Below are 13,829 nucleotides of genomic sequence, written 5' to 3' on the forward strand. Positions count from 1 at the left end.
TATAAAATGTCGGTTTTTGAAGTCAGATGTGCCATTTGATTTAGAAAACCGATTTTTTTGGCTTCAAAAGTCTTTACCGCGAAAACGTTTTCTGTTTTAGGATTCTAATTTCCTCTGGCTAAATATTGGCAATCAGATTTGTTTTTTAGATAGTTTTTGCCATATTCTCAAATCGTACCTCTGGCGATGGTTTCTATGGATGAATTCTTTTTCTTTGCTGCATAATTCTAAAAATGAAATAGTTATGTCAGTTAAGAAACAATTTATAAAGACTAAACCGGTTTGCAAAGTTACTTTTACCGTTGATGCTAAAGAGGCAAACACCGCTGCGGTTGTCGGCGATTTCAATAATTGGAATCCAAAAGAAGGCGAATTGAGCAAACTTAAAAACGGAACTTTCAAAGGCGTTTTCGATGTGAACAAAGATGCTTCTTACGAGTTCAGATATATCGTTGACGGTGCTTACACCAACGAAGCTGAAGCCGATTCTTACCGTTGGAACGATTTCGCAGGTGCAGAAAACAGCGTGTTGGAAGTATAATTCAGCTCGTTTTCAAAAATAATTCACCGCTGATTTACAGAAATACAAACTGTGAATCAGCGGTTTGTTTTTATAATTTTCCTAAGAAACTCAAGTCGCTGCCGCTTTCAAATTCTTCCGGAGTTTGGTTTTTTCGAAACAACCGCGCCGACAAATTTCCTTTTAGCGTGATTTTCTCACCTTTGACTTCGAGCCAACTGCCTTCGCGTAAGCCCAAAACCGGAACCGTATTGAACGCATGAAACTCAGTAATTCGCGTTTCACGAGTTTCGCCCATGTGTTTAGACTGCAAATCCGGGTCGAGATAATGCGGATTCAGGTTGAACGGAATCATCCCTAAAGTATCAAAACTCGGCGGATAAATAATCGGCATATCATTGGTCGTTTGCATCGAGAGCCCAGTAATATTACTTCCGGCACTGCATCCTAAATAAGGCGTTCCCTTTTTCAATGTATCCGACAAGACCGTCATCAACTGATGTTTATACAATTGAAACACCAGCAGAAAGGTATTTCCTCCGCCGGTAAAAATTCCCTCAGCATTTTGAATCGCATGAGCCGCATTCTCAAATTCATGCAAACCTGCTACTTTAATATCGATTTGAGCAAAAGCTTGAGCCACTTTCTCGGTATACTGTTCGTGCGATATTCCGCTGGGTCGGGCATACGGAATAAACACTATCTTTTTACAGTTTTTGAAATGTTGCCGGAGTTCGGGCAAAAGATATTCTAAATATTGGCTGCCATGAAGCGTTGAAGTGCTGGCAATAATGAGGTTTTTCATAAACAAGATCAGGTTTGGGTTAAAGATAAAACCTTTTTTAAATTAACATACCGTTATCATTATTTTGGTGGTGGTTTGTTTTAAATTTGGGAAAAAACCACACGCTATGAAAACCTTTCTCTCACTCCTGTTTAGTTTTGTTTTCATCTCCACCGGCTTTTCGCAAGCTTCCAGAAAACAACTGCGGGCGCAAGCAGTCAACGACTCGCTCAAAGTGGAAAATCTAATTATTTTCAACGTCAATGCCCACGTAGGAACCGTTGCCAAATACGAAGGCGCTTTCACAATTCCTGCCAGAGTGAATGATACTTTGGTGTTATCGGGATTCGTTTTCAAATCGAAGAAAATTGTCATTACCCAAGATGACTTAGATCAAGATGTGCTTAAAATTCCTATGCAAGCTTATCCGAACCAATTGGCCGAAGTCTTAGTGGAACAAAAAATGATCAAAGCGCCGAAGATTAATCCACGGGCTGAATCAGACAAAAAGTATTTTGACGACCGCCAATCTTCGCCAAAAAATACCGTAATGATTAACCATAACGCCATCGAAAACGGAGCCGATTTCGTTCGGATGTACAAAGACGTATTGAAAATCCTGCGGAAGAAAAATCCGAAAAAGAGCGAATTGAACTCTGGTGGCGACTTTACGGAACTGGTCATGCAAAAAATCAATTATACTTTTTTTAAAAACAGTTTGAAATTGCCCGATGACCAAATCCGGCTGTTTTTAGTGTTTTGCGAAAACGATCCGAAGGCAAAAAAAATTACCAAAGCCAGCACAAATTTCGAGTTGATGGATTTTTTGGTAAACGAGAACGAAGAATTCCAGCAAATCGTAGCCGCTCAGAAAAACTAGATTATAGTGCTAAGAACAATACTATTTTTTCTGTTCGCATTCTCAACGCAACTGATTCAAGCCCAATCTGAAGAAGGGTTGCAAGGGAAAATCTACAACGAAGGTCATCCGGTAGAAAAGGTCAATATCGTAAATGAAACCACGGGCAAATCAACCGTTTCAGATGCTCAAGGCCAATTCAATATAGCCGCTAAAAAAGACGATATTCTGATTTTATCTGCTATAAATCTCGAAACCAAACGCATCATCGTCAACCAATCACACCTAGATCAAAAGGAATTGTCGGTAAAAATGAACACCTCGATCCTGCCGCTAGAGGAAGTGAAAGTCAATGAAAATTCAGGTGTAAATGCAGAAAACCTTGGGATTATTCCGCGCGGCCAAAAAAAATATACGCCTGCCGAGCGAAGGTTGCGCGAAGCCACCACCGGAAGCGGGATTGTTCCTTTAAACCCGATACTCAATGGTATTTCCGGACGAACCAAAATGCTCAAGAAAGAACTTCGGGTTGAAAAAAAAGAGCGTTTACTGTTGCAACTCGATGGCTGGTTTGAAGACGATTTTTACGAAAACACCTTAAAAATATCGAAGCAATACGTTCGCGGATTCCACTATTTTCTGATTGAAGACACTGATTTTGTGAGGGCGCTTAAAGCCAAAAACAAAACCTTGACCAAGTTTCTAGCGAAGGGCCTAGGATTAAAATACAACGACATTCTGGCCGTTGAGCAGAAATAAGTACTTTTGAAGCATGAGAAAAACGTTGGGCTTTATAATAATTTTTGTGGTTTTGTCTGGATTTGGCTGGCACAAATTCTACGTCTCAATTTTCCAACTTCATCATTCCCCAGACAAAAAACGGCTCGAAATTACCACCCGTCTCTTCGTCGACGACCTCAACAAAGCGCTCCAAGACCACTACCATCAAACGACGCATTTGGGTGAAGAAACCGAAACTGCAGCCGACATTGCACTGATGAATCGGTATCTTGCAGAAAATTTCACTATCGAGGTCAACGGGCAAAAAAAATCTTTTGCCTTTGTGAGCAAAGAACTCGACAATAATGTGCTTGTTGGCTATTATAAAATCAATGATATTCCGAAAATTAAATCGCTTAAGATTCTAAACACCGTCTTGACACAAACTTATGCGGAACAACAAAACATGATTCAGGCTGATTTCAACGGCAAAAAACAAAGCTTGTTGCTAACGGCCGAGAAAACCAGCGGCGTGTTAAAGTAGCTTCCGGTCGCTAACAATTTCTGAAAATCCATTACTTTTAGCGCAATCAACCTCCTTGACACTGAATTATTTTATGAAAAAACATATCCTTTTTATCTGGCTCTTTATTGCAATAACTCCTAGCATCATAGCTCAGGAAACCTCAAAAGCAAAGGAAAAAGGCCATACCGACCAAAACAAATTCAGGCAAATGTATGATTTGCTTGCCACACCCAACAGTTACCGAACCGCTTCAGGTGCGCCCGGACCAGATTATTACCAACAACAAGCCGATTATAAAATCGATATAGAACTCGATGATAAAAACACCAAACTTTATGGCACGGAAACCATCACTTACACCAACAATGCCAAGGAATCTCTTGATTATTTGTGGCTACAGCTCGACCAGAATATCGCCGCAAGAACTTCTAAAACACCACTGGTCGACAATTCGAAAATCGACCCATCGATTAGCGCGGCCGGTTTTTCTAGAAAATACTTAGAAGCAAAATTCGATGGCGGTTTCAAACTCGATTACGTCAAAGACGCTAAAGGCAACCCGATGTCATACACGGTCAATGAAACCATGATGCGCATCAATCTGGACAAACCTTTGCAACACGGTGAAAAAATCGTGCTCAATATCAAATGGAACTACAACATCAATAATTATATGATTGATGGCGGGCGTTCGGGTTACGAGCATTTCAAAGACGGCAACAATCTCTATATACTAGCGCAGTTTTACCCTCGAATGGCCGTTTATAATGATGTTGAAGGTTGGCAAAACATGCAATTTTGGGGCGCGGGCGAATTTGCTTTAACGTTCGGAAATTACGAAGTCAATATCACGGTGCCTGCCGATCACATTATGGAAGCTACCGGGGTTTTGCAAAACCGTTCGGAAGTGTTCACCCCAGAACAATTGAAGCGATACAACCAAGCGGAGAATTCGTTCGACAAACCCGTCATTATCGTAACCCAAGCGGAAGCTATGGCCGCTGAGAAAGGCTTCTCTGCGAAAAAGAAAACTTGGAGATACAAAGCCGAAAACGTGCGTGATTTTGCCATCTCGACTTCCAGAAAATTCATCATGGACGCGATGGCCGTGCAGTTCGAAACCAAAAAAGCCATGGCCATTTCACTCTACCCAAAAGAAGGCAATCCGCTTTGGGAAACCTATTCGACACGCGCTGTGGCCCATACTTTAAAGAGTTATTCGAGCCATACTTTTGAATATCCTTATCCGAAAGCCGTTTCGGTCAACGCGCAAGACCAAGGCATGGAATACCCGATGATTTGCTGGAATTTCGGCCGTCCGCAAGAAGACGGAACTTACACCGACCGAGTAAAATACGGCATGTTGGGCGTGATTATCCATGAAGTCGGGCACAATTATTTCCCGATGATTGTCAACTCCGACGAACGCCAATGGACCTGGATGGACGAAGGTTTGAACACTTTTTTACAATCTTTGGCACAAGCCACTTTTGACCCAAAGTTTCCTATTGACCGCGGCCCGGCAAAAAATATTGTGCCTTACATGAGTGGCGATCAGTCGAAACTTGAACCTATTATGACCAATTCGGAAAGCATCAGCCAATTCGGAAACAATGCCTACGGAAAACCTGCTACTGCACTGAATATTCTTCGCGAGACCATTATGGGACACGATTTGTTCGATTATGCTTTCAAGACCTACGCGAACCGTTGGAAATTCAAACACCCGACACCGGAAGACTTTTTCAGAACCATGGAAGATGCCTCAGCCGTCGATCTGGACTGGTTTTTCCGCGGCTGGTTTTACACCACCGATTATACCGATATCGGCATCAAAGAAGTCAAGCAGTTCTTTGTGAGCAACGACCCGCCGAAAGATTTCAAAGCGCCTGAAGTCACACGCAGAAACCGCCTAAAAGCTTCTGGGCCATTAGTGTATATGATTGCCAATGACAGCCCCGATTTCAAACCGGAGATGAACAAACCGCTCGACATTAAATCGGTTACCGCCTTAGATGAATTCATCCAAACCAAATTCACCGCCGAGGAGAAAGCCAAACTCGACAGCCCAAAATATTTCTACCAAGTCACTTTCAACAAACCCGGCGGATTGGTCATGCCGATTATTGTCGAACTCAGTTTTGAAGACGGTACAAGCGAAACCCAAACTTTTCCGGCACAAATCTGGCGATTCAACGATGCCGAGGTGAGCCGAATGTTCGCCACCAAAAAGCCAATAGCTAAAATCACCGTCGATCCAAAACTCGAAACCGCCGATATCGACACGACTAACAATGTTTGGCCTAAAGCTGAAGTCAAGTCGAAGTTCGATTAAATAATTAATACAATTTTGGCAGAAAACCTTTTGGTAAACTTTGTAACTTTGCCGCAAAATCAACCTATATGTTCGGAATCGGAGGAGGAGAATTAATTTTTATACTGTTCATCGCGCTGATGCTTTTCGGTTCAGATAAAATTCCGGAAATCGCCCGAACTTTGGGTAAAATCATGGCGCAACTCAAGAACGCTACCAACGATATCAAGAGCGAAATCCAGAAAGGTGCCGAAGCCAATGGTTTAGACAAAACCTTCCGCGAACTCCACGGCGATTTCACCGGTGTTTCAGAAAACATCAACGCAGAAATCACCAAAGCCAAAACCCAAATGCTCGCCGATACCACCGTGAAGACCGACGTGGCAGAAGAAATCGAAGACATCGTCGGCCCCATCAAAAGACAACGCTAAATGCTTGAGAAAATCATTGCCGCAGACAAGCAACTGTTCGTTTTTCTGAACGGTTTGGGTGCTGAAACCTATGACGGGTTATGGCTCGGCATCACGCACCAATTCTACTGGATGCCTTTCTATTTGCTGGTTTTCTATCTGCTTCAGAAAAAAGTCGGGCTCAAAAACACTTTGATTGTTTTACTCTTCGTAGCGGCGCTTATTACAGTGGGCGATCAAACCGCGAATCTTTTCAAGGCTTTTTTCCAGCGCTTGCGCCCGTGCAACGACCCGGAAATCAAAGACATCATCCGCATTGTCAAGTCGAGCGATACGTTCAGTTTCTTTTCAGGACACGCGACCAGTTCGATGGCAACGACAGTTTTCGTGTTCCAGATTTTCAGGAAATACTACAAGTTTGCGTTTTTACTGTTTGTTTTTCCTTTGTTTTTCGCTTACAGCCGTATTTATCTTGGCATGCATTTCCCGCTCGATATCTTAACGGGTTACACAGTGGGTACGACTTACGCCTATTTATTCCACCGATTGCATTTGTATTTGCAGCCTAAATATTTTCCTTCTTTATAATCAGAAGCTGATCCGGCTGTACGCTATATCTTTTGCTGCGAACCCCGCAACAAAAGGATGCCGCTGCCATCCGGGCTAGGGCAACTAACCCAACTGAATCGCTGCGTCAGACAATAAATTTTCCCTTAATAAAAAACCTTAATGTCTTTATGAGAAATCAAATTGCTCGCAAAGACGCCAAGGCAAAAAGAAAAATCTTTAAAAATCAGCTTATCAGAGCACTCGAGTCACTGTGAGTCCGTCGCGAATGGGAAGCAGCACAGTTTCCACTCTAGGGTCATTATTAAGCCGCTGGTTGTATTCCAAAAGGATTTTGGTGCTCAGGTCATTGGGTTGCAAAGGCTCGACCACTTTGCCACTCCAAAGCACATTGTCCGAAAGGATAATCCCGCCGCGGTTTATTTTCGGAACAATCAGTTCGTAATAATTCAAATAGTTTTCTTTATCGGCGTCGATAAAGACCAAATCGAATTTCAAATCCAACGTCGGAATCACATCAATCGCTTCACCCAAATGCTGCACGATTTGATTGCCCCAAGGAGAGCGGTCGAAGTACTTGCGCTGGAAATCCACGAGTTCTTCCTTAATATCAATGGTATGCAACGAACCATTTTCCTGCATGCCTTCGCACAAGCACAACGCGGCATAACCGGTATAAGTGCCGATTTCCAGAATATTCAAAGGCCGGATCAGTTTAGAAAGCATACTCAAAACCCGCCCTTGAAAATGCCCGCTGAGCATTCTGGGCAATAAGATTTTCTGGTAAGTTTCCTTGTTGAGCGCTGCCAATAGTTCAGGCTCCGGAGCCGAATGTTGCTCGATATAATCTTCAAGTTCTTGCGAGATGAAATGCATAAGTAGAAATTTCGCCAAAGGTATCAAATTGGCCGGAACTGTCAAGACCAACTGGGTGCCGAGCCACTTCTTAAACCATTATCAATAAATATTAAAAACCGCAGTTTAGTTTCAACTTAAAATCAAAACTGTATTTTTGACTTCAAATTATTAATCATGAAAATCAATCAGCTACAAATTGAGATCGACGGCATAGACAAAGAAATCCTGCGCGATTTGATGGAAGATGCCCGCAAACCCATTCTGCAAATTGCGCATAAAATCGGCATTTCCGGCGCAGCCATTCACCAACGTTTGCGCAAACTAGAACAGGCCGGCGTGATTTCAGGTTCTAAGTTTGTGGTTAATACAAAAGTTTTGGGCTATAGCACGATGGCTTTCGTCGGTATCTATCTTGATAAAGCCGCGCGAAATTCAGAAGCCGTGCGCGAGCTCAAAAAAGTGCCCGAAGTGCTCGAATGTCATTATACCACGGGAAATTGGTCGATCCTAGTCAAGATGATTTGCCGCGACAACGAACACCTGATGCAACTGCTCAACACCAAAATCCAAGCTATCGAAGGCGTTTCCAGAACCGAGACATTCATTTCGCTGAACCAACAAATCGATCGGCAAATTCAACTATAGACTATACTGAAAACCAACAAAAAATCCAGATTCCAAAGAGTAACACCTGAAATCTGGATTTAGTTTTTTAACGAGGCTCTAGTTACCTTCTATTCATGTAAATCATCACATAATAAAGTAAAGTTGCAACGGATCCGATGGCAGCTACAACATAAGTTCTTGCAGCCCATTTTAATGCATCTTTGGCGCCGTCGTGTTCTTCGCGGTTCAGCATGCGTTTGTTTTCCAGCCAAGCTAGGGCGCGGTTGCTCGCATCATATTCTACCGGAAGCGTAATCACCGAAAACAAAGTAGTCGCGGCAAAAATCACGATGCCAATCAAAAGCAATTGCGGGAACGTTTTAATCATTAAGATTCCAGCGATCAAAATCCATTGTACAAAGTTGGAAGCCACAGAAACCACCGGAACCAATTTTGAACGCATCTCAAGCCAACTGTAAGCCGTGGCATGTTGTACCGCGTGACCACATTCGTGAGCCGCTACTGCAGCAGCCGCAGCATTCCGTTGGTTGTAAACGGCTTCACTCAAGTTGACTGTTTTATCGGCCGGATTGTAGTGGTCGGTGAGTTGCCCTTCGACCGAAATGACTTTCACATCGTAAATTCCGTGGTCGGCGAGCATTTTCTCGGCAATCTCTTTTCCGGACATGCCATTTTGCAATTGCAGTTTCGAATACAGTTCAAATTTGCTTTTGAGTCGGTTGCTGACCAACCAGCTCACCAACATAATCGATCCAATTAATATCCAATACATAGTTTGTTTTTTAAAATTTAAAAGTACGAATCGCTTGTCAATTTACAAGCCAATTTGATTTTTCTTAACCTTCGTGCAATTTTGTCAGGTTAACCCACCAAATTGATGATTTTACCTGGCACAATAATCACTTTATTCGGCGTTTTGCCATCGAGTTGCTTGATCGTGCGCTCGTCTTTCATCACGATTTCTTCAATCTGAGCAGCAGTTAAATCCAGTGGCAATTCTAAAGTAAAGCGCATTTTTCCGTTGAACGAAACCGGATATTCCTTGCTGCTTTCCACCAAATGTTGCGCATCGAACTCGGGAAAAGCTACTGTTGAAATTGATCCTGAATGGCCCAATTGGTTCCACAATTCTTCTGCGATGTGTGGCGCGTATGGCGAAATCAGAACCGCCAACGGTTCTAGAATCGCGCGCTCATGACAATTTTGTGCAGAAAGCTCGTTCACGCAGATCATAAACTGGCTTACTGAAGTATTGAACGAGAAATTCGAAATATCTTCATTGACCTTTTTGATGGTCTTGTGCAAAGTTTTCAAACTGTCTTTCGATGGCGCATTGTCGGTTACAATCAAACCGTTGTCGTCGAAATACAAACGCCACAGTTTTTTCAGAAACCCGAAAACGCCTGTGATTCCGGCAGTATTCCAAGGCTTGGCTTGCTCGAGCGGGCCGAGGAACATCTCGTACAAACGCAAAGTGTCGGCGCCATATTCGTTGCAGATGTCATCCGGATTAACGACATTATATTTGGATTTGGACATTTTCTCGACTTCGCGCCCTACAATGTATTTGCTGTTTTCACCCTTCAAAAAGACTGCATTTGAATACTCTTTGTATAGATTATGTTTTGTGAATTCAGTCTCGTTCAATTCGTCAGTAAGATTAACTAAGGACACATCAACATGGATTTTATCGACCTTGACGAGTATTCCGTCCATTAAAGTTTCTAAGTACGGAAATCTCTTTACTAACGCCTTTTCCAAATTGGGAAATTTCGATATTATAGTTAGTTCTCCGCTTCCAAAATCAGCATTCTGATGCATCGCATTTGAAAGAAGCGTCTTCGAAGCAAAAATATTATTGTTATAACTATCAATAAATCCCTCAATTATTCCTTTCTCCTCATTCGTAAATTCCTTGCCAATTATTTGATTAGCTACAGATTCAATAAAGTCTGAAAAACTTAATCTATATATAAAAGCGCTCATCCCTAAAATCATCCCTTGATTGATCAGCTTTTTGAACGGTTCTTCTGTTGGCGCAAAACCTTTGTCTTTCAAAAACTTGTTCCAGAAACGCGAGTACAACAAATGCCCGGTCGCGTGCTCGCTGCCGCCGATATATAGATCGACGTTTTGCCAGTAGTCAAGCGCTTTTTTGCTCGCGAATTCTTCGGTATTGTGCGCGTCCATATAACGCATCCAGTACCAAGAGCTTCCCGCCCAACCCGGCATGGTGTTGAGCTCCAAAGGAAATACGGTTTCGTGGTCAATCAAATCGTTGGAAACAACTTGATTTGCTTTGGTATCCCAAGCCCAAACGGTGGCATTTCCCAGTGGCGGCTGGCCGTCTTCGGTCGGTAAATATTTTTCTACTTCGGGCAGAACGATGGGTAAATATTGTGCCTCAATCATCTGCGGCAATCCGTTTACATAATACACCGGAAACGGTTCGCCCCAATAACGTTGGCGGGAAAATACGGCATCGCGCAAACGGTAGTTGGTTTTGCCTTTTCCATGGTGGATTTTTTCGAGTTCGGCAATGACTTTTTGCGTGGCTTCTTTGTAACCTAAGCCATTCAGGAAATCAGAATTGACGAGTTCAAAACCACCTTTTTCTCCGAAGGCGGCCTCTGAAATATCTTGATTGAATATATTCTTAATTTCAGGCATTCCGAGTTGTCCTTTGAAGAAATTCGCGAACGCATAATCGCGCTCATCACCCGCCGGTACTGCCATCACCGCTCCTGTTCCGTAACCTGCCAGCACATAATCGCCAATCCAGACCGGAATCAATTCTTTGGTAAACGGATGTTCGGCATAAGCGCCGGTAAAGACGCCGGAAATCGTTTTGACATCGGCCATGCGTTCGCGTTCGGAGCGTTTGGCGGTTTTCTCGATATACGCTTCGACTGCCGCTTTTTGCTGGTCGGTCGTGATTTGCGAAACCAATTCGTGCTCGGGCGCGAGTGTCATGAACGTCACGCCGAAAATGGTGTCAGGCCGCGTAGTGAAAACTTCGATATGACTGTAATGCTCTTTTACTTTGAACGTCACCATTGCCCCGACCGATTTCCCGATCCAATTGCGCTGGCTTTCCTTGATGCTTTCACTCCAATCGATCGTGTCGAGGCCTTGCAGCAAGCGTTCTGCGTAAGCCGAGATGCGCATGCTCCATTGGGTCATTTTTTTGCGGATCACCGGATGGCCGCCGCGTTCTGATACGCCGTTGACAATTTCGTCGTTGGCCAGTACGGTTCCGAGCGCCGGGCACCAATTGACTTCGGTTTCGGCGAGATAAGTCAAGCGGTATTGGAGCAATATTTTTTGCTTTTCTTCGTCGGTGAAAGCGTTCCATTCTGACGGAAAAAAAACAGCTACATTGTCGTCGCAAACTGCATTGACTGTGGCATTCCCGGCTTTTTCAAAAATGGAAACCAGTGTGGAAATATCTTCGGCGCGATCGGTCTCTTTGTTGTACCAGGAGTTGAACAATTGGATGAAAATCCACTGTGTATGTTTATAGTAATCGGCGTTGGAAGTGCGCACTTCGCGGTCCCAATCGAACGAAAAACCGATTTTATCGAGTTGCTCGCGGTAACGGGCGATGTTTTCCTTGGTGGTTTTGTCCGGATGTTGCCCGGTTTGGATTGCGTATTGCTCAGCCGGCAAACCAAAGCTGTCGTAGCCTTGCGGATGCAGCACATTGAAACCCTGATGGCGTTTGAAGCGCGCATAGATATCCGAAGCGATATAGCCCAGCGGATGCCCGACATGCAGACCGGCGCCCGAAGGATAAGGAAACATATCCAGCACGTAATATTTTGGTTTTTGTGAATCGTTGCTTGCGGCAAAGGTTTTTTGCTCTGCCCAGTATTGTTGCCATTTGGCTTCGATCTCGTTTGGAAAGTATTTCATTCGGGTTTAATATTGTTTTGTTTAAGGTCTCATGCAGTCGCTGTCGCTCGTGTCATTTTTTAGTGCCTGAGTGCCTGAGTTGCTGAAGTCGGTTCGCACGGTCGATGCCATTTTGTTTTCTCGCAAAGGCGCAGAGACGCAAAGTTTTTTTGTTATTAAAATTGGAATTCTGAACGGAAAGCCTAGCCCCGATAATTTGATATTAAGAGGAGAATGCCTGATGGACATCCGGTTTTACCAGAAGTCCTAGCACAAGATCCTTCAATTTTGAAAACCCAACATCAAATATTCCGGAAAGGCCTAGCCCCGATAGTAATGGAAATCCTTTTGCGGCGGGGTTCGCCGTGAAAGATTGCGATGAATAGCGGGAATAGCTTCTAAAAATCCGAACGCAAATTTACGTTTATTGACCGAACGGCAAAACTTTGGCTGGCAGAAACTGTGATTAACCAATTTCTTTTTTATTTTTACGCCAAATTACAACCGCTATGAGTTCTTCTTTTGAAAAATTTCAAAAACGCCGCTTGCTTTCTTCTTATTTTTCGGTGGTTTTGAGTATGTTTCTCGTACTTTTCCTGTTGGGCATTTTGGGTTTTTTCGTGATCAATTCGAAAAGGCTTTCGGATGATTTCAAGGAAGAAATCGTGATGACCGTATTTTTCAAAGCCGAAGCCACAGACAGCGTAACGACCGCTTTTGCGCAAGAACTCAAGGCCGCGCGTTTCGTGAAATCGAGCGAATTTGTGACCAAAGAACAAGCGGCCAAGCAACACACTGAAGTGATTGGCGAGGATTTTATGACTTTTTTGGGCGCGAATCCGCTGCTGAACTCATTCGATATTCATTTGAAAGCCGATTATATCGATACAGAAAATATCAGAAAAATTGAGAGCAGTTTCCGCACCAACGAAATGGTCGCCGACGTGGTTTATGACAAACAATTGGTGAGTTTGGTGAACGACAACATCAAGAATATCAGTATGTGGATGCTCATTATCAGCGGTATTCTGGCGCTCATTGCGATGCTGCTGATCAACAGTTCGATGCGTTTGTCTATTTATTCGCACCGCTTCATCATCAAGACGATGCAAATGGTGGGCGCGACCAAATCGTTCATCAGAAAACCATTCATCTGGCAAAGTATCAAGTTAGGTTTTATTGCAGCGGTTTTGGCGGTTTTGGCCTTGATTGGAACTTTGTTCTACGTGAATACGAATTTCCCCGGATTGCACATTATGGAAGACCAATTGCTCATCGGCGCGGTACTTTTGGGCGTTTTGTTGTTGGGCATTTTGCTGTCGTGGATTAGTACATTCTTCGCGACACAGCGCTTTTTGAATTTGAGAACCGACGATTTATACTAAAAGGATTCTAGTTATGAAAGAGAAAGAAACACAAAAACAGGAATTCCTTTTCGATAAAGGCAATTATACTATTTTACTCATTGGCATTGCCGTGATTATTTTGGGTTTTATCTTAATGTCGGGCGGCGGCAGCGACGATCCGAACGTGTTCAATGAAAGTGTTTTCGATTTCAGACGGATTCGTTTGGCGCCAACTACGGTTTTGATCGGCTTCGGCATTACCATTTATTCGATTCTAAAAAGCCCGAAGAAAAGCCAATAGTTTTTTGGATTGTAAGACGGTAAGACTATCGGACTATAAGATAAAATCTTAAAATCCTAAAATTCTACAGTCCTAAAATCCTACAATCACATAGTTCTCACCA

At 43.2% G+C, this 13,829-nt stretch carries 14 protein-coding genes; 10 read left to right on the forward strand and 4 right to left on the reverse strand.

Annotated features, from left to right (window positions below):
* Positions 1-244 precede the first annotated feature (244 nt).
* Positions 245-541, forward strand: coding sequence for an isoamylase early set domain-containing protein (locus tag G4D82_RS00965; RefSeq protein WP_166333490.1), 297 nt, complete (start codon positions 245-247; stop codon positions 539-541).
* 70 nt (positions 542-611) lie between these two features.
* Here the strand turns inward: G4D82_RS00965 and pepE are convergent, their stop codons facing one another.
* A complete protein-coding gene (gene pepE / locus G4D82_RS00970) occupies positions 612-1,325 on the reverse strand; it encodes a dipeptidase PepE (protein ID WP_166333492.1) in 714 nt (237 codons plus the stop codon).
* Between the two features lie 106 nt (positions 1,326-1,431).
* Here pepE and G4D82_RS00975 point away from each other — a divergent pair, with 106 nt between their 5' ends.
* The 6 genes from G4D82_RS00975 (at position 1,432) to G4D82_RS01000 (ending at position 6,721) form a co-directional block, all read left to right on the forward strand.
* A complete protein-coding gene (locus G4D82_RS00975; protein WP_235924278.1) occupies positions 1,432-2,184 on the forward strand; it encodes a hypothetical protein in 753 nt (250 codons plus the stop codon).
* A 6-nt stretch (positions 2,185-2,190) separates the two neighbouring features.
* Positions 2,191-2,922, forward strand: coding sequence for a carboxypeptidase-like regulatory domain-containing protein (locus tag G4D82_RS00980; protein ID WP_166333494.1), 732 nt, complete (start codon positions 2,191-2,193; stop codon positions 2,920-2,922).
* A 13-nt stretch (positions 2,923-2,935) separates the two neighbouring features.
* Positions 2,936-3,427 (forward strand): DUF6702 family protein, encoded by a 492-nt coding sequence (locus tag G4D82_RS00985; protein ID WP_166333496.1) that lies wholly within the window; start codon positions 2,936-2,938, stop codon positions 3,425-3,427.
* A gap of 73 nt (positions 3,428-3,500) precedes the next feature.
* Complete coding sequence (locus G4D82_RS00990) at positions 3,501-5,744, forward strand: M1 family metallopeptidase (RefSeq protein WP_166333498.1); 2,244 nt, start codon at positions 3,501-3,503, stop codon at positions 5,742-5,744.
* Between the two features lie 68 nt (positions 5,745-5,812).
* Positions 5,813-6,154, forward strand: a complete 342-nt coding sequence (locus G4D82_RS00995) for a twin-arginine translocase TatA/TatE family subunit (protein ID WP_166333500.1) — start codon at positions 5,813-5,815, stop codon at positions 6,152-6,154.
* The gene (locus tag G4D82_RS01000; RefSeq protein WP_166333502.1) at positions 6,155-6,721 is read left to right on the forward strand and encodes a phosphatase PAP2 family protein; all 567 of its coding nucleotides are present in this window, start codon (positions 6,155-6,157) and stop codon (positions 6,719-6,721) included.
* 213 nt (positions 6,722-6,934) lie between these two features.
* On the opposite strand, the gene G4D82_RS01005 is transcribed toward G4D82_RS01000, so the two are convergent.
* Complete coding sequence (locus tag G4D82_RS01005) at positions 6,935-7,576, reverse strand: O-methyltransferase (protein ID WP_166333504.1); 642 nt, start codon at positions 7,574-7,576, stop codon at positions 6,935-6,937.
* A 156-nt stretch (positions 7,577-7,732) separates the two neighbouring features.
* Here G4D82_RS01005 and G4D82_RS01010 point away from each other — a divergent pair, with 156 nt between their 5' ends.
* Positions 7,733-8,203: an Lrp/AsnC family transcriptional regulator gene (locus tag G4D82_RS01010; protein WP_166333506.1), complete on the forward strand. Its 471-nt coding sequence runs from the start codon at positions 7,733-7,735 to the stop codon at positions 8,201-8,203.
* Between the two features lie 82 nt (positions 8,204-8,285).
* Here the strand turns inward: G4D82_RS01010 and G4D82_RS01015 are convergent, their stop codons facing one another.
* Positions 8,286-8,957 carry a zinc metallopeptidase gene (locus G4D82_RS01015; RefSeq protein ID WP_166333508.1) on the reverse strand — a complete coding sequence of 224 codons (672 nt, stop codon included), beginning with the start codon at positions 8,955-8,957 and terminating at the stop codon, positions 8,286-8,288.
* 89 nt (positions 8,958-9,046) lie between these two features.
* On the reverse strand, positions 9,047-12,100 hold the full coding sequence (locus G4D82_RS01020; RefSeq protein ID WP_166333510.1) for a leucine--tRNA ligase: 3,054 nt from the start codon (positions 12,098-12,100) through the stop codon (positions 9,047-9,049).
* A 488-nt stretch (positions 12,101-12,588) separates the two neighbouring features.
* Between G4D82_RS01020 and G4D82_RS01025 the strand changes: the two genes are divergently transcribed.
* Together G4D82_RS01025 and G4D82_RS01030 are read left to right on the forward strand one after the other, a co-directional pair.
* Positions 12,589-13,464 (forward strand): cell division protein FtsX, encoded by an 876-nt coding sequence (locus G4D82_RS01025; RefSeq protein WP_166333512.1) that lies wholly within the window; start codon positions 12,589-12,591, stop codon positions 13,462-13,464.
* A 13-nt stretch (positions 13,465-13,477) separates the two neighbouring features.
* Entirely contained in the window at positions 13,478-13,726 is a 249-nt protein-coding gene (locus G4D82_RS01030) for a DUF3098 domain-containing protein (RefSeq protein WP_166333515.1), read from the forward strand.
* Positions 13,727-13,829 lie beyond the last annotated feature (103 nt).

Source organism: Flavobacterium lotistagni (assembly GCF_011392125.1).
GTDB lineage: Bacteria > Bacteroidota > Bacteroidia > Flavobacteriales > Flavobacteriaceae > Flavobacterium > Flavobacterium lotistagni.